This is a genomic window from Mycolicibacterium fluoranthenivorans (assembly GCF_011758805.1).
GTDB lineage: Bacteria > Actinomycetota > Actinomycetes > Mycobacteriales > Mycobacteriaceae > Mycobacterium > Mycobacterium fluoranthenivorans.
In genome coordinates this window covers 1-18,290 of sequence record NZ_JAANOW010000005.1, presented here as the reverse complement: position 1 = coordinate 18,290, position 18,290 = coordinate 1, and the positions used below count along the sequence as shown (strand labels likewise).

The window sequence follows — 18,290 nt, the reverse complement described above, 5'->3', positions numbered from 1 at the left end:
ATTCCCCCGGTCGCTTCGCTCCCGCGGGTGGTGGGCGAATAATGTCGACCTGTGCCCTCCTCCGACGGAAACACCGCGTCCGAATGGGTGGCTACGGGTTCCGTCACCGTGCGCGTGCCCGGCAAGGTCAATCTCTATCTTGAGGTCGGCGACCTGCGGGACGACCGCTACCACGAGCTGACCACCCTCTTTCACGCCGTCTCCCTGTTCGACGAGGTGACGGTCCGCAATGCCGACATGCTGTCGATAGAGATGTCGGGCGAGGGTGTGGCCGGGCTGCCCACCGACAACCGCAACCTGGCCTGGCGGGCGGCCGAACTGATGGCCGAGCACGTCGGCCGCGCACCCGATGTCGCGATCTCGATCGCGAAGTCCATCCCGGTGGCGGGCGGTATGGCCGGCGGCAGTGCCGACGCGGCCGCGGTCCTGGTCGCCATGAACACCCTGTGGGAACTGGGGGTGGCCCGCCGCGATCTGCACACCCTGGCGGCCAAGCTGGGCAGCGACGTGCCCTTCGCCCTGCACGGCGGGACGGCGCTGGGGACCGGCCGCGGTGAGCAACTGGCCACGGTGCTGGCCCGCAGCACGTTCCACTGGATGCTGGCGTTCGCCGAGAAGGGCTTGTCCACGCCCGCGGTGTTCGGCGAGATCGACCGGCTGCGTGGTGCCCCCGACCGGGAGGCGCCGCCACGCCTGGACGATGTCGAGCCGGTGCTCGCGGCATTGTCGTCCGGCGATCCGCGCGAACTCGGGGCGCTGCTGGGCAATGATCTGCAGCCGGCCGCGCTGAGCCTGCGCCCGGATCTGCGCCGCACATTGCGTGCAGGTACGGAGGCCGGAGCCCTGGCGGGCCTCGTCTCGGGGTCCGGTCCCACCTGCGCTTTCCTCTGCGAATCGGAGGAGGGGGCGGTGCAGGTGGGCGCCGCGTTGTCCGGTGCCGGCGTGTGCCGCACGGTGCGGGTGGCCAGCGGTCCGGTGCCGGGGGCGCGGGTCATCGCGGAAGTGTGAGGCCCTGGGGCGAGCGAAGCGACGGGGTGTGACGCCTGGGGCGAGCGAAGCGACGGGGTGTGACGCCTGGGGCGAGCGAAGCGACGGGGTGTGACACGGGCCTCAATTCTCGCGACAGTTTGGCAGTTACTTAAGGGTCTCTTAAGATGGCTGACGGTGGAAAATAGCGCGATCCGGTCGTTCCTCACGCGACAGAGCCGTTCGGGGGAACTGGATCAGCTGGACCATCACCGTTTTGAGACACAACTGCTTCCCAATTGTGTGCGCGCGCCTCTCGAATAGTGCGTGCTAGCAGGCGGAATATAGGGAAACGTGCAATGACACTGGGGTCGACGTCGCCGGCGACGCGCCTCCAGACATTCAGGAGGTTGCCGTGAGCCGATTTACCGACAAGATGTACCGCAATGCCCGGGAGAGCGAGCGGGGCATGGTGACCGGTGAGCCTTACGAGCCCGTCCGCCACACCTGGGGTGAGGTCCACGAGCGCGCCCGCCGCATCGCCGGTGGCCTCGCCGCTGCCGGCATCGGTCCCGGCGACTCCGTCGGCGTCCTGGCCGGCTTCCCTGTCGAGATCGCTCCCACCGCCCAGGGCGTGTGGATGCGCGGCGCCAGCTTGACCATGCTGCACCAGCCCACCCCACGCACCGACCTCGCCGTCTGGGCCGAGGACACCATGACCGTCATCGGGATGATCGAGCTCAAGGCCGTCATCATCTCCGAGCCCTTCGTCGTCGCCATCCCGGTGCTGGAGGAAAAGGGCATCAAGGTGCTCAAGGTCGCGGACCTGCTGGCCGCCGACCCGATCGACCCCGTCGAGACCGACGAGGACGACCTGGCCCTGATGCAGCTGACCTCCGGGTCCACCGGTTCCCCCAAGGCCGTGCAGATCACGCACCGCAACATCTTCTCCAACGCCGAGGCCATGTTCATCGGCGCCCAGTACGACGTCGACAAGGACGTCATGGTCAGCTGGCTGCCCTGCTTCCACGACATGGGCATGGTCGGCTTCCTCACCATTCCGATGTACTTCGGCGCCGAGCTGGTCAAGGTCACGCCGATGGACTTCCTGCGCGACACCCTGCTGTGGGCGCGCCTGATCGACAAGTACAAGGGCACCATGACGGCGGCCCCGAACTTCGCGTACGCGCTGTTCGCCAAGCGGCTGCGCCGCCAGGCCAAGCCGGGCGAGTTCGATCTGTCCACGCTGCGTTTCGCGCTGTCCGGTGCCGAGCCCGTCGAACCGGCCGACGTCGAGGACCTGATCGACGCCGGTAAGCCGTTCGGGCTGCAGCCGTCGGCCATCCTGCCGGCCTACGGCATGGCCGAGACCTGCCTGGCGGTGTCGTTCTCCCCGTGCAACGCCGGTCTGGTGGTCGACGAGGTCGACGCCGATCTGCTGGCTGCGCTGCGCCGCGCCGTGCCGGCCAGCAAGGGCAACACCCGCCGGCTGGCCTCGCTCGGTCCGCTGCTCAAGGATCTGGAAGCCCGGGTGGTCGACGAGGACGGGGCGGTGCTGCCGACTCGCGGTGTCGGCGTGATCCAGCTGCGGGGTGAGTCGGTGACCCCCGGCTACATCACCATGGCCGGGTTCCTGCCCACTCAGGACGAGCACGGCTGGTACGACACCGGCGACCTCGGCTACATCACCGACGAGGGCAACGTCGTCGTGTGCGGCCGGGTCAAGGACGTCATCATCATGGCCGGGCGCAACATCTACCCGACGGATATCGAGCGGGCCGCCGGCCGCGTCGAGGGCGTGCGCCCCGGCTGCGCCGTTGCGGTGCGTCTCGATGCCGGTCATTCGCGAGAGACCTTCGCGGTGGCCGTCGAGTCCAACGCCTACCAGGACCCGGTCGCGGTGCGCCGGATCGAGCACCAGGTCGCGCACGAGGTGGTGACCGAGGTGGACGTCCGTCCGCGCAACGTGGTCGTGCTGGGCCCGGGCACCATCCCGAAGACCCCGTCGGGCAAGTTGCGCCGCGCAAACTCGGTCGCGCTGGTCACCGGATAGCTCGCCGGTCGACCTGACCGCCCGTCTGCGGCGGGTCTCTCCGGGAGGTCAACCGGCGGTGGTGGGCGACGTGCTCGCCGGTTCCCGCACCGGCGGATCGCCGGGCCCGTGCCAGATCACTGCCTGGGCGACGACCACGCCGGCGCCCGTCCACGTCAGGGCGGGCCCGCCGTGCAGCTGGTAGCCCAGATCGAGGGCTTCGCTCACCCGCGCGCAGAAAGCGGCGTCATCTGGCCCCGTCAGAACGCGGTACCGCGGAAACCGATCACTCATGCAACGTACTGTCGCACAGCCGGGCCGCGGCCCGTTGTGCATGCCCGCGCCCGGCACACAGTGTCGCCTATGAGGCGTCGCGCTTCAAGACGTAGGTGTGTGTCCCGGACAGGACCAGCTCGCCGCGCTGATTGTGCACTGTGGCATCGGCTTTCACGATGCCCTCCGGGCCGTCGGGGACCAGTTCGCTGATGGTCAGTTGGGGGTAGAGCGTGTCCCCGGCGTGCACCTCGCCGAGAAACTCGCAGGTGACGCTCTTGAATCGGATGAAGACCTCGCCGATCACATGCGGAAAGAGGGTGGCACCGGGTGCGGTGAACGCCAGGACCTGTAGGCCGTGCACGACCGGCGCCGAATGACCGTGCGCCCGTGCCCATTCGGCGTCGTAGTGCACCGGGTGGTTGTCGGCCGAGACGGTCTGGAACGCGGCGGCGTGCGCGTCGGTCAGCGTCCGGCTCGGTGCCCGGAACACCTCGCCGACCTGCAGTTCGTCGAAGGTCCGTGCGGGCACGATGGCATATTCGGTCGGGTCGAACGGTCCCACCTCGGTCATGGCTGTCTCTTGCTCCCTCGTCGTCGGCGAGCATCGAGTCTCGCACACGTGGACGATCCGATTGATGGATAGATCAGCGATGAGAAATCTGATCTGGATATGGACCTGGCAGCCCGGTCGCCAACTCGAAAGGGGTTGTTTACCAGGCGTTTTGCGCGCGCTGCTAGCCGCAATCGGTGACCGAAGCCGGCCGACGCCGGCCGACGCCGGCCGCCGCATTGCCGAGCTGAGTTTAGTAAACTATATTCAGCTGGGTGACGGACAAACTTCCAGCGCGCCTGGCCGAACATCCCACCGTGCGTGCGGTCCGCGCCCGGACCGCCGCGCCGGTGCCGCCGGTGATCGACGCGGGCTGGCTGCGCCGGCTGTGTCTGGAGGCCGGGGCCGACGACGTCGCGTTCGCCTCGTTCGACGACCCCGCGTTGGCCTCCGAACGCGAGTACGCCGAAACGGCGTTGCCGGGCGTGCGCAGCTACATCTCGCTGGTGGTGAAGATGAACCGGGACAATGTCCGCTCGGCGGAGCGCAGCGTGGCCAATCAGGAGTTCCACCGCACCGGCGAGATCATCAACGAGACCGCACACCGTGTCACCCGGGCGCTGGAGGACACCGGGTACCGGGTGATCAACCCGTCGGCGACGTTCCCGATGGAGATGGACAAGTTCCCCGGGCGGATCTGGGTGATCGCGCACAAGCCGGTGGCCGTGGCCTCCGGGCTGGGTGTGATGGGCATCCACCGCAACGTCATTCACCCGAAGTTCGGCAACTTCATCATCCTGGCCACCCTGCTGGTGGGTGCGCCGATATCCGAATACGGTGAGCCACTGGACTATTCGCCATGTCTGGAATGCAAGCTGTGCGTCGCGGCCTGCCCGGTGGGGGCCATCGGAAAGGATGGGGAGTTCGACTTCGTCGCGTGCTCGGTGCACAACTACCGCGAGTTCATGGGCGGGTTCACCGATTGGGCGCAGACCATCGCCGACAGCGCCGACGCCGCGGATTTCCGGTCCAGGGTCAGTGATTCGGAGAACGCCTCGATGTGGCAGAGCCTGTCGTTCAAGGCCAACTACAAGGCGGCCTACTGTCTGGCCGTGTGCCCCGCCGGCGAGGATGTGATCGCGCCCTACCTCGATGACCGTAAGGGCTTCATGGATCTGGTGCTCAAACCCCTGCAGGAGAAGAAGGAGACGCTCTACGTCCTGCCGAACTCCGCGGCCAAGGCCCATGCCGAGAAGCGCTACCCGCACAAGACGGTCAAGGTCGTCGACAGTGGAATCCGAGGGCGCTGAAGTCGCCGATCCGTAGGCTGGTTCGATGAACCGGCGTCTTCATGTGGTGTTCGGCTGGATCGCGGTGTTCGGGGCGGCATCATCCCTGTTGGCCGTGCTGGCGCTCGATGCCGTACTGGGTGGAGAACCCTTGCGCGGCAGGACATTGCGGCGGGCCACCATCTCCGAGTATGTGTTCACCACCGGTGGTTGGCTGTTCGTGATCGCGGTCCTGGCGCTGGCGGCCGGGTCGGCGCTGCTGTTGGCCGGTCTGATTCATGCCGGCCGGCTACCGCCGCTGTCGGTCGGATCGGTACTCATGGCGCTCTGGGTGGTCGGGCTGCTGGGTGTGGTGGCCTTTCCCAAGCACAACTGGGCGGTCGGCCCCAGTGCCAGCGGAACCGTGCACCGGGTGGCGACGTTGCTCGCGTTCGTGGCGCTTCCGGTGGCGGTACTGCTGATCGCCCGCGGCCGAGACGTCTGGGCGCGGGTGGCGCGCTGGCTGGCGTGGGGTTCGGTCGGCTGGCTCAGCGTGCTGTTCGGCGCGATCGCGGTGGGCATGGTGTCGGGGCAGGCGTGGTGGCGGATCATCCCGCTGGGGTTGGTGGAGCGGGGGATCGCCGGGTTCGAGGTCGCCGCGGTGATAGCCCTGGGGGTGTGGCTGATCCGCGGGGCGCCTCAGGCCATCGAGGTGCGGGCCATGCCCTCGTAGACCCGCCACACCACCGACTCGTGGTCGGCGGCGGATATCTCACCGGCGGCCAGTTCGCGATCGGCGCGGGCCAGCGCGGTGGCGTGCCCCTTCAGTTCGGCGAACAACTCGGCACTCTCGCGATCGTTGATCCCGGCCATCCGCAGCACGGCCAGCGTCTGGACCTCGCGGCGGAACTGGTCGACGAATGCCATCGAGACGGCTCCTGCCGACAGGGCGGCGAACGTGGATATCGTCAGCGCACCACCTGTTCCCGCGGTCGGTAACAGTGCCACCTCCAGCACCAGCCACAGCGCCGGACCCCATGTCGGCCAGGCTCGCCACACCCGCAGCTGCCGGCGCTGCTCGCAGGACAGGCCGGGCGGGAACACCACCAGCCGATAGCGGGTGATGCCGTGACGGGTCAGGGAGATGCTCAACGACCCCCACGTGCGGTCGCCGTCGAGGAGGCGATGCCAGCGAGTGGTCTGGGTGGTGGCGCTCATGTCCTCAGGTCTACGCCCGGTTCGGGGCCCCGGCGGCGTCGTGAACGGAATCTTTACGGACTGGGCGCGGATCTTGACGCCGTCAAAAGCATTGGTGAGATGTCGGGGCACCTCGCTACGGTTGAGGCCATGACCCCACCGGCGATCGAGGCGATCGAACTCGTCAAAGAGTTCGGCGACAATCGGGCCGTCGACGGGGTGAGCTTCACGGTGCCCCAAGGCGCCGTGCTCGGGCTGCTGGGGCCCAACGGCGCGGGCAAGACCACCACGGTGCGGATGATGACCACGTTGTCGGAACCCACCAGTGGTACCGCGCGGGTCGCCGGATACGACGTGCGGACCCAGCCCGATATGGTGCGGCGCAACATGGGGCTCACCGGACAGGCCGCCACCGTCGACGAACTGCTCACCGGCCGCGAGAACATCCGGATGATCGGCGGCCTGTACGGGATCGGTCGCAAGGACCTCAAGTCACTGGGGGATCGGCTGCTCGAGCAGTTCGATCTGGTGGCCGCCGGAGACCGGCCGGTGCGCTCGTATTCCGGCGGGATGCGGCGCCGCCTCGACCTGGCGGTCAGCCTGATCGCCGCGCCACCGGTGTTGTTCCTCGACGAACCGACCACCGGGCTGGATCCGCGCAGCCGCAGCGACCTGTGGGAGGTGCTGCGTGAGCTCGTGGCCGGCGGCACCACGCTGCTGCTCACCACGCAGTATCTGGAGGAGGCCGACCAACTCGCCGACGAGATCGTCGTCATCGATCATGGCCGGATCATCGCCGAAGGGACACCGCTGCAACTGAAGGAGCAGGCCGGTAACGCCAGCCTGGTGGTCACGGTGTCGCACGCCGCCGACCTGCCCACCGCGCGTGACCTGGTGGCCCGGTCCGGCACCGAGGTGCACGTCGACGTGGGTGCCCGTCAGCTCACCGCGGCGGCCGACGGTATCGACGACCTGACCCGGGTGGCCAACTGGCTGCGGGACAGCGGCATCAAGATCGACGACATCGGGTTGTCCCGGCCCAGCCTGGACGACGTCTTCCTGTCGCTGACCGGGCACCGCGCCGAGACCGCCGAGGAGGCGCAGGCATGACCGCCGTATCCGAGAAGGCCATCGCGCACCCGGCGGTGCGGCCGACGAATATCGCACAGCAGTCCTGGATCATGGTGAAGCGCAACATGATCCACACCAAACGGATGCCCGAGATGCTCAGTGACGTGACGGTGCAGCCGATCATGTTCGTGCTGCTGTTCGCGTTCGTGTTCGGGGCGTCCATCGCCACCAGGGGCGGGGCGTCCTACCGTGAGTTCCTGCTGCCCGGTATCCAGGCGCAGACCATCGTGTTCACCGCGTTCGTCGTCGCATCCGGCATCACCGCCGATGCCGAGAAGGGGGTGATCGACCGGTTCCGGTCGCTGCCCATCCGGCGGTCCTCGGTGCTGATCGGCCGCAGCGTCGCCAGCCTCATCCATTCGTCGATCGGCATCGTCGTCATGGCGATCACCGGCCTGTGTATCGGATGGCGGATCCGGGGCGGTGTCGGGGACGCGGTGTTGGCGTTCGCGCTGATCCTGGTGTTCGGGTTCGGGATGATCTGGTTCGGCATCCTGGTCGGCTCGTTGATGCGCTCGGTGGAGGCCGTCAACGGGGTGATGTTCACCGTGCTGTTCCCGATCACGTTCCTGGCCAACACCTTCGCGCCCACCGAGCCGATGCCGCGCTGGCTTCGGGTGGCCGCGGAATGGAACCCGGTGTCCTCGCTGGCGCAGGCCATGCGGGAGCTGTGGGGTAACGGCCCCGCGGCTCCGCCGGATGCACAGTTGCCCCTGCACCATCCGGTGCTGGCCACCATCCTGTGGTCACTGGCGATGACGGCCGTGCTGGCGCCGTTCGCCTTGCGGGCCTACGCGCGGCGTACCTCGGACTGAGCGTTGTAGGCCGTTCGGATGAAATTATCCCCAAAGTCAATTTTCTAGCAAACCGACTGGCAACTCCCTGATAGTTTCGCTGCGAACTTGCTGTTGAACTGCCATCAGACCGTGACATCCCGCGAACTGCCGCGCTGACCCGAGGTCCAGCGTGGGGTGAAACGTGTCCTCAGACAGGGGATGTCATGGGTTATGCGAAGCATGTCGGCCGGGTGGGCGCGCTGGCGGTAGCGCTGGGGATCGGTTCGGCCATCGCCGCGGTACCCGCGTGGGCGGACACGTCCGACCCGGAGCCTTCGTCGAGTGCGCCGTCGTCGAGCAACGAGAGCTCGAGCGGATCGGCCCCTGGTTCCGCAACCGAGACGTCGGGGTCGTCGACATCGCCCACCACTACCAGGCCGGAATCTTCGGTCCCCGACGGTACGTCCGGAGTGGTCGAGTCCGGCAGTACACCGAAACGTTCCCACCTGCCGAAACCGAAGAAAAAGTCGCCAAAGGCGACTACCTCCTCCGACGCTCCTACCACTACGACGAAACCTGGGAAAAAGACCGAACCCGACACGGACGCGACGCCCCCTAGCTCGCAGGCGACCACATCGGCCGCAACCACTGCGCCGGCGGTGTCGGTGAGTGCGCCTGCAACGACGACCGAGGCGCCGGAGCAGGTTTCAACGCCGGTCCAGCCCAAGGAACAGAGGGATCTGGCCGTAGCGGTACTGTCCGCCGTCACCGACCCGTTCAACAGCTCTGGCGGGCCCGGCGTTCCAGCGGAATCGCCGACCGTCTGGGTCGCTCTAGCCGCGGCTCGTCGTGAAGTGGAGACACTGTTGTCCGGTGCGAAACCGGAGGATAGCGGCACGCCGGTGAGCACCGCGCAGGCGGCTACCGCGGTGAATGCGCCACCGGTCGTCGGAGCGCCGACCTCTTCGGCTGCCGATCCGACGACGGGTGCGGTGACCGGCAAGGTCGTCGCGACTGATCCCGAGGGCAAGAAGCTGTCGTACGCCGTGGTGGCTCCGCCAGCTGAGGGGAAGCTGGTGCTCGACAACAAGACCGGTGCATTCACGTTCACTCCGACCGCGGCGCAGCGGTTGATCGCCGGTCTGGGTGGCGCCGGATTCGTCGAGTTCGGTGTGACGGTCTCCGATGGTGTCAAGGCCAACAATCAGGTCGCCACTTTGCATGTGACCATCGCGCCGACACCGATCACCGACTCGGGTGTATTGGCCACCGGCAAGAACGTGACCGGCGTGGTGGCCACCGATACTCGGGCTTACTTGACCAACTATGACGACAAGACGATCACTGTCGTCGACACGATTCATCGCGCTGTGTTGGGCACCATACAACTTGAAGCCGAGCCGATTTCGGCCGTGCTCGCACCCGACGGCAAGAAGCTCTACGTCAGCCTCGACTACACCGATCATGTCGCGGTCATCGACACCACGACCGGAGCGGTCGCCTCGACCTTCGATCTGAAGGAGCGCTACCCGGTCAGTGTCGCCGTCAGCCCGAATGGCAAGACGTTGTACGTCACCACGCTGACCTACGACAAGAACGGTAACCAGGTGGCCTCGGTCACCAAGGTCAGTACCGCCAGCGGCAAGGTCACGGGCACGGTGAAGCTGCCCGGCGCCATCCCCACGTTTTATGACATCGAAGTCGCGGCGGACGGCAAGAAGGTGTACGTCATCGCAGACATGCCGACCGACGATCCCGATGTCGTGCTCTCCGGTCTGTACGTCTTCTCGTCATCATCCAGCAGCGCCAAAGTCATTGCGGCAGGGACGTATTTCACTGATGTGGAGCTGAGCCCGGACGGCACCCGCGCCTATCTGAATGAGGTCGGCGAAGGCACCATCAGCGGAATCGACACCAAGACATACAAGGTTGTGGGCACCATCGACACCTATGCTGAAACCCTGGGTGGCTTGGCCATCAACGGTGACGGGTCCGTCCTGCTCGCGGTCGACACCGTGAACAACACGGTGGTGGCGATCGACACTCGGACGGCCGCCGTCTTGACCACGACACCTGTCACAGCCACCACGACCGATTTCTATCCCCGTGCGGTGCTTTCGCCGGACGGGATGGAGCTGTACTACTACGGCGACGATGATCAGCTGCAGATCATTTCGCTTGTACCGCACAACGATTTCCCGGTGGCGCATGCCCCCGTCGTCAATGCACCTAACGCCAACGGCGTAGTTACCGGGCATCTGACCGTCACCGACTCCAACGGCGATCCTTTGACGTTCTCGGCTGTGCCGGCCAAGGGGTCCATAGTCTTCAACGCCGACGGGAGCTTCACCTACACGCCGACCGCGGCTGCGCGCCACGCCGCGGCCACTGGCTTGGCGGGAACGACTACCGAGACATTCCTGGTCACCATTTCCGATGGGCGTCGGGGTGTTCTGACGCAGGATCTCACGGTTGACATCGCGCCGTTGAACATCGATCCGACTGCGAAATCCAAAGTGGGTAAGCCGAGTTCATCCGGCGTCGTGAAGGGTACGGTGACCGGGTCCGACAAGGACAAAGACGTACTGACCTACACGGCATCAGACCCGGCCAAGGGTGATGTGACGATCGATGCCAAGGGGCGGTTCGTCTTCACACCGACTGATGCGGCGCGGCATGCCGCCTCGGCGTTGGGGGCGACGGATTCGGACAAGAACGAAACCTTCACCGTGACAGTCAATGACGGTCATGGCGGCACCTATGACGTGCCGGTGACGGTGAAGATCAGCGCGAAGAACGCGAAGCCGACGAGCCCGGCAGCGATCGATGTCGTCACCAAGTCAGATACGGGGCGTATCACCGGGAAGCTGGGTGCTTCCGATCTCGATGGTGACGCGGTCACCATCGCCAAAGCTGTTGCAACAAAGAAGGCCACCGTTCGCGTCAACGCTGACGGCTCGTTTACCTATACCCCGACAGCGGCGGCCCGGCAAGCCGCGAGCGCACCGGGAGCTAGTAGTTCGGCAAAGACGGACACCATCACCTTCACGATCAGCGATGGTCACGGCGGAACGGCAACGCTGAAGTTGAAGGTGGACATTGCGCCGGCAAGCGTGGGAAACCATATCCCGGCGCCGGGGAAGTACACGACCACAACGGATTCGAGTAGCGGTGTCGTGACGGGGCAGGTGACTGCTACTGACTCCGATGGGGATGCGCTGACATACCGAATCGACGAAGTGGTGGACTCAGCACTCGGCACTGTAGTGCTTAACCCGGCTACTGGTGTCTTTGCCTTCACGCCGTCGGCGCAGGCTCGCTACGAGGCTGCGCTGGGAGTTGGACCTCGTGCGGCACAGTTTACGATTACGCCGTTCGACGGTAAGGATGGTGCGCCGGTAGACGTCAGCGTGGTTATCGTGCCACGACATCCGGATGACGACGGATCGGTCAGCCTCGTCGATCTCGAGGACCTCGTTGGCGCGGGACTTGTCCAGGTGGGGGAGAACGAGGATGGTTCCGTCCGCTACATCGACGGTGCATTCAGCGATGACGCTGTGCGCTCGATCGCAGATGCCGCAGCCGTTCTGAACAAGGTCGCTGAACTGCTTGGTGCACCTGCTGGATCCGTTCGCGCTGAGCAGATCATCAGGCAGGCAGTGATGGATACTCGTGGTGAGGTGGCTGAAACCTTCTATCGGGTGAGTCCAACCGTAAACGCCATCCCTGTGTTGGGTGCTCAATCGGTTCTCGTTGTCGATCGCGACGGGGCCGTCACAAGTCTGCTATCCGATTACGATCCGCGACTCAACAATGTTGACGTCACCCCGGCTGCTGGAATCAGTCAAGCATCCCAAGCAGTCTCGATCGCCAAGGCGGCCCTCCTCGAGGGTTTGCAGCTAACTGACCAAGCGGAGATCACGGCACTTTTGGCGACCCTTTCGTTCAGATCCAACCTCGCCGTGTACGCGCTTGACCGTGACTCGGCCCCGAGGCTGGTCTGGGACGTCGAAGTACTCTCCACGTTGGATCAAGCGAATCAAATTCCCGACGTCGACCAGGGGCTGCCGGTTATCGGCGCAAGGTACTACGTGTACGCCAACGGCGGAGGAGCGGGGACTGTGCTGGCCACTAGCGCGGGAATCCTTGATGCGTACGCGCCGGCTACTCAGAGTGCCAAGGACCTGAAAAACAAGACGCGGACCTTCACCGTTGACCGCGACGGAAGCGCGTACCGCTTGGTCGATGCCGACCGCAACATCTGGGTGTTCAACGCAACGGGGTACACCGTATCCGACGAGTTCCACCTCAACAGCTACCCCGGCAGTCTCATCTATAAGACATCCAACGGGTGGGATAGGTCTGGGGTTTCAGCGATAGCCAATATGGAGGCTGTCTACGGCTACTACAGCGACGTACTAGGCCGCGATTCCATCGACGGTCTGGGCGCGCCGATTCTGGTCAGTCTGGTGGGAAGCAACTATGCCAACGCATCGTGGTATCTGCAAGGTACGTATGGATCGTTTCGATTCGGCAGTGACTTTGAAGCTGCTCTGGACGTCGTCGCTCATGAGTACACCCACGCTGTAATAACCCACGTGATCGGACAGGGGCGAACCTATGGCCTCGACGGCGCCACGGAGTCGCTGGCGCTGAACGAGGCGTACGCTGACATCATCGCCAGCTTGATCGAGGCGAAGGTCCAACGGAAGACTGAGCCCGAACGCTGGTTGATCGGCGAAGATCTTAACTGCGGCTCGGGCGGAAGAAATGCCTGTGCCGGTAGGAGTTTGGCCGATCCCTCGTTGTACGGCGGCCGCACAAGAATGGCCGATGTCGCGCGTGACGATGATGCCCACGCTGTCGCAGGAGTATTCGACAAAGCTGCGTATCTAATGATGAATGATCCGACGACCCGCGCGGTGTCGGACGACACGTGGGCGAAGGTCTTCTATAACTCGCTGTATCGTCTTGGCCAGGGTGCCCGTTTCATCGATGCGCGGGCCGCAGTGCTGAGCTCCGCGAAGTCGCTGGGTCTAACGAATAGCGAGTTGATCGCGATCCAAGACGCCTTCGATGAGGTCGGAATTACGGAGAGTAGGAAAGTCCGTATTGTGCTCCGCTGGGGCTCCTCGCCCAACGACTTGGATTCCCATCTGACCGGTCCGACGACAACGGGTGGGCGATTCCATGTTTACTACGGCAACCAGTCCTACGTCGTAAACGGAAAGTCCTACGTCGACCTGGACTATGACGACACGAGCGCATACGGTCCCGAAGCTACGACCATTCGTGACTTCCTGCCAGGCGAGTACTACTTCTACGTATACAACTTTTCGAGCGGCGGATCGACGAACTCGACTGTCCTGTCGAAGTCTGGGGCGACGGTGATGGTCTACTCCAGCAGTGCGCGGATCAATATGATCTTCAATGTCGATCCAGCAATGCCGGGCACCTACTGGACCGTATTCAAGATGACAGTCGCCGAGAGCGGGAACATCACCATAATCCCGATCAACAATTACGGTTACTCGGTGGGAGCCGTCTAACCAAACCACCCCGCGAGCGTGCGCAAAATGCCAGGAATCACGGCGTGTCGCCGTGCAAACACGCACGCTCGCGGAATGGCGGGGGGAGAAAACTACCAGGCGTGCACGGTGTTCTGCGCGGCCTCGACACCAACCCGAAGCAGTAGCTCCGTCGCGTCGGCGGCGTTCTCGCAGAGCAGCGGAACCTCAGGACGCTCAACAGAATTGAAGGTCTCCAGCACGAAGGCCGCGGGATCCTTGCGGCCGGGCGGTCGGCCGATGCCGATGCGCACCCGCTGAAAGTCCTTGGTGCCCAGCGCGGCTGCCACCGAGCGCAGGCCGTTGTGGCCGCCTTCGCCGCCGCCGAGCTTGAGCCGGATCCGGCCGAAGTCGATATCGAGCTCGTCGTGCAGCACCACGATATCGGCGGGTGCCACCGAGTAGAACTTGACCAACGGCCCGACCTGACGGCCGGACTCGTTCATGTACACCCGTGGTTTGGCCAGCACCACGGACCGGTCGCCGAGGCGGCCGGTGGCCACCTCGGCGCCGGAGCGCTTGTGCACCTTGAAACCCGAGCCGATCCGGTCGGCCAGGATGTCGGCCACCATGAAGCCGACATTGTGCCGGGTTTTGGCGTAGTTGGGCCCGGGGTTACCGAGCCCAACCACCAGTAACGGCTCGGCCAAAACTATTCGGCGGACTCGGCTTCGGCGGCAGGCTCCGCGGCAGCCCCACCGGCAGCGGCGGTCTCGCCGGCGCCCTCGGCGTTCAGGTCCTCGGCGGTCGGCGCGGCGACGACGTTGACCACCAGGGTCTCCGGGTCGACGATCAGGCTGACACCCTTGGGCAGCTCGATCTGGCCGGCGGTGATCTGGGTACCCGCCTCGAGGCCCTCGACCGACACGGTCACCTGCTCGGGGATGGACATCGCCTCGGCCTCCACCTGAATGGTGTTGGCGTCCTGGGTGACCAGGGTGCCCGGCACAGCCTCGCCCTCGACGACGACCGCGATGTCGACGGTCACCTTCTCGCCGCGGCGCACGACCAACAGATCGGCGTGCACGATGTTGCGGCGGATCGGGTGGATGACGATCGCCTTGGTCAGCGCCAGCTGCTCCTTGCCCGCGATATCGAGGGTCAGGATGGCGTTGGTGCCCGAGTGACGCAGCACGGCGGCGAAGTCACGCGCGTTGAGTTCCAGGTGCTGCGGATCCTCGCCGTGGCCGTACAGCACGGTGGGGACCTTGCCGTCACGGCGGGCCTGGCGCGAGGCGCCCTTGCCCGTGCGGGTGCGCACGTCGGCGGTCAGCTTGTTGGGGGCCGAGTTCTTGGCCATGTGTTGGTCCTCCTGTAAACCGGTTCACACACGGCCAGGGTCCAACGAAGTGGGTTCCCGTCGATAACGGTGGTCTTCTGCATTGACAGATGTCGACCAACCCTCGCCGTGACGTCAGCAAGGGTAGCCGATGACGTGCTCAGATCCGAAATTCGGTACCCGTGAGCTGCGCCGACAGTTCCCACAGGCCCTCGGCGGTGCGCACCGAGCGAGCCAGTGGGCTACGCGGGCCGGGGCCGGTCGGGCCCCGCATCCCGAACTTCGGGCCGATGAAGCTGTCGCCGGGCACATCCTGGGACACGGCGAACAACGTCTGCCTGGCGCCGAAGTCCGCATCGGTGGCGATCTTGTTCGCCGCCAACCACACCTTGGTACCGACCGCGTTCCCGGTCTGGCCCTGCAGGTTCGTGGCGGAGTAGCCGGGGTGCGCGGCGATGGCCCGCACCGGGGAACCGGCGGCGGCCAGCCGGCGCTGCAGGGCGCTGGTGAACAGCAGATTGGCCAGCTTGGATTGGCCGTAGGCCGGCCAGGCCAGGTAGGGCCGGGACTTCCAGTTCAGGTCCTTGAGATCGACCCATCCGAGCAGGTGCATCAGCGAGGCCACCGTCACCACCCGGTCGGTGATCTTGGGCAGCAGCAGGTTGGTCAGTGCGAAATGGCCGAGGTGGTTGGTGCCGATCTGGCTCTCGAATCCGTCGGCGGTCAGCGCGAACGGCACCGCCATGATGCCGGCGTTGTTCACCAGCACATCGACCCCGTCGACCCCGGTCGCGAACTCCCGGATCGAGTCCAGGCTCTGCAGATCCAGTCTGGCGACGGTGACATCGCCGGTCATCTGTGCGGCGGCGGCATGGCCCTTGTCCAGGTTGCGCACCGCCAGCGTGACCGATGCCCCGACCCGGGCCAGCTCACGGGCGGTGACCAAGCCGAGCCCACTGTTGGCCCCGGTGACGATGACCCGGCGCCCGGCGAAGGAGGGCAGATCTGAGGCTGTCCAGTTCATGCCGGGAACAGTAGTCAATCCCCGGGTCGCTGCGCGCCGGCCCGGCCAAACCTACTTGGCGGCGACCTTGAACCCGGCGATGATGCCCTCGATGTCCTTGCCCTGCTTCTGCGCCTCTTCGGCGTAGCTGGTGATGGTCAGCTGGATCAGGTAACGCTGACCGGGAGCGCCCGGCGGCGTCTTCGGCGGGGTACCGGTCGCGATAATAATCCGGTTGTAGCTCTGCATCCGGCGCCCGTTGAGGTCATAGGTGCCCTCGATCATCGACGACGGGAAGCCGCGGAAGTTCTCGTTCGACCCGTTGAGCTTCGTGAAGTTCTGCGACAACTGCGCGTCGGCGTCGGCGTGCTTGAGGGCCTCGGCGATATCGAAGTTCCCGGTCAGTTTGAACACCATCAGCATCGCCGTCGGATAGGTGTCGCCCTTGGCGATCACCCGCGTGCCGGGCGAGAGGTTGACGTTGCTGTAGGCCTGCCAGCCGGCCGGCCGCGGCAGGTCGACGGTCAGGTCGGTGATCTTCTCCGGCGCGACGGGATCGCCGGTGACGCCGACGCTTTCCAGGTAGGCCGACAGCGGCACCGGCTTTGGTGCGGCGCTGGGATCGGCGCTGGAGGTGGTCGTCGTCGGGGTGGTCCAGATCGACTTGTAATCCGGGGTGTCGTCACCGCAGCCGGCCAGCAGGACGGCCAGCGCCGCCAGGGCTGCCGCGATCCTCACAGGATGTCGCGCACGCGATCGATCGGCCGTGCCAGCCGGGTGCCTTTGTCGGTCACCACCAGGGGCCGCTCGATGAGGATCGGGTGTTCGGCCATCGCGTCGAGCAGTTCGTCATCCGATGCGTCGGCCAGTCCCAGTTCGGTGTAGAGCGATTCGCGTGTGCGCACCGCCTCGCGGACCGGGATACCGGCATCGGCGATCAGCGTGGCCAGTTCGGCGCGCGACGGCGGGGTCTTCAGGTACAGCACGATCTCCGGCTCGATACCGTTCTCGCGCAACAGGTCCAGCGTCTTGCGCGAGGTCGAGCATTTCGGGTTGTGAAAAATCGTCGCCACCATGGCTGATTGCTCCTCGGGCAGGCGCTCGTCGCTATGCGGACCCGTCGAAGAGGCCGGTGACCGAGCCGTTGTCGAAGACCGCGCGGATGGTGTTGGCCAGCAACGGTGCGATGGACAGCACGGTGAGCTGCGGGAAGCGCTTCTCCTCGCCGATGGGCAGCGTGTTGGTGACGATCACCTCACGCGCACCGCAGTCGGCCAGGCGCTGCGCGGCCGGGTCGGAGAGCACACCGTGCGTCGCGGCGATGATGACGTCCTTGGCGCCGTCCTCGCGAAGGAGCTTGACCGCGCCCGCGATGGTGCCGCCGGTGTCGATCATGTCGTCGGTCAGGATGCAGGTCTTGCCCTTGACCTCACCGACGACCCGGTTGGACTTCACCTGGTTGGGCACCAGCGGGTCGCGGGTCTTGTGGATGAAGGCCAGGGGCACGCCACCGAGGGAGTCGGCCCATTTCTCGGCGACCCGGACGCGGCCCGAGTCGGGGGAGACGACGACCTTGTCGGCGTCGGCGTAGTTCTCGGCGATGTACCCGGTGAGCAGCTTCTGGGCGCGCATATGGTCCACCGGACCGTCGAAGAAGCCCTGGATCTGGTCGGTGTGCAGGTCCACGGTGACGATGCGGTCCGCACCGGCGGTCTTGTACAGGTCGGCGACCAGGCGGGCGGAGATGGGCTCGCGGCCGCGGTGCTTCTTGTCCTGGCGGGCGTACGGGTAGAACGGCAGGATCGCGGTGATGCGCTTGGCGCTACCGCGCTTGAGCGCATCGATCATGATGAGCTGTTCCATCAGCCACTGGTTCAGCGGCGCGGGGTGGCTCTGCAGGACGAACGCGTCGCAGCCGCGTACCGATTCGTCGAAGCGGACGAAGATCTCACCGTTGGCGAAGTCCCGCGCGGTCTGCGCGGTCACCGGTACGTCGAGTTCCTTCGCCACCTGCTCGGCCAGCTCTGGGTGAGCCCGACCCGAGAAGAGCATCAGGTTCTTGCGGTTGTCGGTCCAGTCGTGGCTCATCTGTCGCCTTCGCCAGTCGGGTCGATTACGCGCCAATCGTACGGGCCAGTAACCGTCCCGCGTCCCCGGGTTACCAGATTACGAACATCAGGCGTCGGGTTCGGCGGCCCCGGCCCGGCGCGCGGCATCGGCCGAGGCACTCGTCGGCCGCTTGCGC

17 protein-coding genes are annotated in these 18,290 nt (G+C 65.7%); 7 read left to right on the top strand and 10 right to left on the bottom strand.

Features of this window, described 5'->3' with window-relative positions; all coding sequences use genetic code 11:
• The first annotated feature begins 51 nt into the window (after window positions 1-51).
• On the top strand, window positions 52-1,008 hold the full coding sequence (locus FHU31_RS28815) for a 4-(cytidine 5'-diphospho)-2-C-methyl-D-erythritol kinase (RefSeq protein ID WP_167164475.1): 957 nt from the start codon (window positions 52-54) through the stop codon (window positions 1,006-1,008).
• A 373-nt stretch (window positions 1,009-1,381) separates the two neighbouring features.
• Entirely contained in the window at window positions 1,382-3,019 is a 1,638-nt protein-coding gene (locus FHU31_RS28810) for a fatty acyl-AMP ligase (protein ID WP_167164473.1), read from the top strand.
• A 48-nt stretch (window positions 3,020-3,067) separates the two neighbouring features.
• Here the strand turns inward: FHU31_RS28810 and FHU31_RS28805 are convergent, their stop codons facing one another.
• Entirely contained in the window at window positions 3,068-3,292 is a 225-nt protein-coding gene (locus tag FHU31_RS28805; protein WP_167164471.1) for a DUF1737 domain-containing protein, read from the bottom strand.
• A 67-nt stretch (window positions 3,293-3,359) separates the two neighbouring features.
• A complete protein-coding gene (locus tag FHU31_RS28800; RefSeq protein WP_167164469.1) occupies window positions 3,360-3,845 on the bottom strand; it encodes a MaoC family dehydratase in 486 nt (161 codons plus the stop codon).
• A 254-nt stretch (window positions 3,846-4,099) separates the two neighbouring features.
• Between FHU31_RS28800 and FHU31_RS28795 the strand changes: the two genes are divergently transcribed.
• Both FHU31_RS28795 and FHU31_RS28790 read left to right on the top strand, forming a co-directional pair.
• Complete coding sequence (locus tag FHU31_RS28795; protein ID WP_167164467.1) at window positions 4,100-5,134, top strand: 4Fe-4S binding protein; 1,035 nt, start codon at window positions 4,100-4,102, stop codon at window positions 5,132-5,134.
• Between the two features lie 25 nt (window positions 5,135-5,159).
• Window positions 5,160-5,825 (top strand): DUF998 domain-containing protein, encoded by a 666-nt coding sequence (locus FHU31_RS28790; RefSeq protein ID WP_167164465.1) that lies wholly within the window; start codon window positions 5,160-5,162, stop codon window positions 5,823-5,825.
• On the opposite strand, the gene FHU31_RS28785 is transcribed toward FHU31_RS28790, so the two are convergent.
• Entirely contained in the window at window positions 5,792-6,310 is a 519-nt protein-coding gene (locus FHU31_RS28785) for a DUF6611 family protein (protein WP_167164463.1), read from the bottom strand. The two genes, FHU31_RS28790 and FHU31_RS28785, sit on opposite strands and share 34 nt — an antisense overlap.
• Window positions 6,311-6,409: 99 nt before the next feature.
• On the opposite strand from FHU31_RS28785, the gene FHU31_RS28780 reads away from it, so the two are divergent.
• Window positions 6,410-7,399 carry an efflux ABC transporter ATPase subunit, DrrA-related gene (locus FHU31_RS28780; RefSeq protein ID WP_409371169.1) on the top strand — a complete coding sequence of 330 codons (990 nt, stop codon included), beginning with the start codon at window positions 6,410-6,412 and terminating at the stop codon, window positions 7,397-7,399.
• Window positions 7,396-8,235 carry an ABC transporter permease gene (locus FHU31_RS28775; RefSeq protein WP_090362393.1) on the top strand — a complete coding sequence of 280 codons (840 nt, stop codon included), beginning with the start codon at window positions 7,396-7,398 and terminating at the stop codon, window positions 8,233-8,235. Before FHU31_RS28780 ends, FHU31_RS28775 begins: the two co-directional genes overlap by 4 nt.
• A 190-nt stretch (window positions 8,236-8,425) precedes the next feature.
• Here the strand turns inward: FHU31_RS28775 and FHU31_RS32090 are convergent, their stop codons facing one another.
• Window positions 8,426-8,623 (bottom strand): hypothetical protein, encoded by a 198-nt coding sequence (locus FHU31_RS32090; protein WP_167164459.1) that lies wholly within the window; start codon window positions 8,621-8,623, stop codon window positions 8,426-8,428.
• A gap of 238 nt (window positions 8,624-8,861) precedes the next feature.
• Between FHU31_RS32090 and FHU31_RS28765 the strand changes: the two genes are divergently transcribed.
• Complete coding sequence (locus tag FHU31_RS28765) at window positions 8,862-13,745, top strand: cadherin-like domain-containing protein (protein ID WP_167164457.1); 4,884 nt, start codon at window positions 8,862-8,864, stop codon at window positions 13,743-13,745.
• A gap of 92 nt (window positions 13,746-13,837) precedes the next feature.
• Here FHU31_RS28765 and pth read toward each other — a convergent pair whose 3' ends face one another.
• The 6 genes from pth to FHU31_RS28735 form a co-directional block, all read right to left on the bottom strand.
• Entirely contained in the window at window positions 13,838-14,413 is a 576-nt protein-coding gene (gene pth, locus FHU31_RS28760; protein ID WP_167164454.1) for an aminoacyl-tRNA hydrolase, read from the bottom strand.
• 2 nt (window positions 14,414-14,415) lie between these two features.
• Window positions 14,416-15,063, bottom strand: coding sequence for a 50S ribosomal protein L25/general stress protein Ctc (locus tag FHU31_RS28755; RefSeq protein WP_090362402.1), 648 nt, complete (start codon window positions 15,061-15,063; stop codon window positions 14,416-14,418).
• A gap of 139 nt (window positions 15,064-15,202) precedes the next feature.
• Window positions 15,203-16,066, bottom strand: a complete 864-nt coding sequence (locus FHU31_RS28750; RefSeq protein WP_167164452.1) for an oxidoreductase — start codon at window positions 16,064-16,066, stop codon at window positions 15,203-15,205.
• Between the two features lie 51 nt (window positions 16,067-16,117).
• Window positions 16,118-16,783 carry an LpqN/LpqT family lipoprotein gene (locus tag FHU31_RS28745; RefSeq protein ID WP_167164450.1) on the bottom strand — a complete coding sequence of 222 codons (666 nt, stop codon included), beginning with the start codon at window positions 16,781-16,783 and terminating at the stop codon, window positions 16,118-16,120.
• On the bottom strand, window positions 16,780-17,121 hold the full coding sequence (gene arsC, locus FHU31_RS28740) for an arsenate reductase (glutaredoxin) (protein WP_167164448.1): 342 nt from the start codon (window positions 17,119-17,121) through the stop codon (window positions 16,780-16,782). Before arsC ends, FHU31_RS28745 begins: the two co-directional genes overlap by 4 nt.
• A 31-nt stretch (window positions 17,122-17,152) precedes the next feature.
• A complete protein-coding gene (locus FHU31_RS28735; RefSeq protein ID WP_090362410.1) occupies window positions 17,153-18,133 on the bottom strand; it encodes a ribose-phosphate diphosphokinase in 981 nt (326 codons plus the stop codon).
• Between the last annotated feature and the right edge of the window lie 157 nt (window positions 18,134-18,290).

Coding starts and splice junctions, on each gene's coding strand:
- FHU31_RS28805 (WP_167164471.1), bottom strand. CDS start 3,292: ATGAGTGATCGGTTTCCGCGGTACCGCGTTCTGACGGGGCCAGATGAC.
- FHU31_RS28735 (WP_090362410.1), bottom strand. CDS start 18,133: ATGAGCCACGACTGGACCGACAACCGCAAGAACCTGATGCTCTTCTCG.
- FHU31_RS28800 (WP_167164469.1), bottom strand. CDS start 3,845: ATGACCGAGGTGGGACCGTTCGACCCGACCGAATATGCCATCGTGCCC.
- FHU31_RS28790 (WP_167164465.1), top strand. CDS start 5,160: ATGAACCGGCGTCTTCATGTGGTGTTCGGCTGGATCGCGGTGTTCGGG.
- FHU31_RS28785 (WP_167164463.1), bottom strand. CDS start 6,310: ATGAGCGCCACCACCCAGACCACTCGCTGGCATCGCCTCCTCGACGGC.
- FHU31_RS28775 (WP_090362393.1), top strand. CDS start 7,396: ATGACCGCCGTATCCGAGAAGGCCATCGCGCACCCGGCGGTGCGGCCG.
- FHU31_RS28780 (WP_409371169.1), top strand. CDS start 6,410: ATGTCGGGGCACCTCGCTACGGTTGAGGCCATGACCCCACCGGCGATC.
- FHU31_RS28755 (WP_090362402.1), bottom strand. CDS start 15,063: ATGGCCAAGAACTCGGCCCCCAACAAGCTGACCGCCGACGTGCGCACC.
- FHU31_RS28750 (WP_167164452.1), bottom strand. CDS start 16,066: ATGAACTGGACAGCCTCAGATCTGCCCTCCTTCGCCGGGCGCCGGGTC.
- arsC (WP_167164448.1), bottom strand. CDS start 17,121: ATGGTGGCGACGATTTTTCACAACCCGAAATGCTCGACCTCGCGCAAG.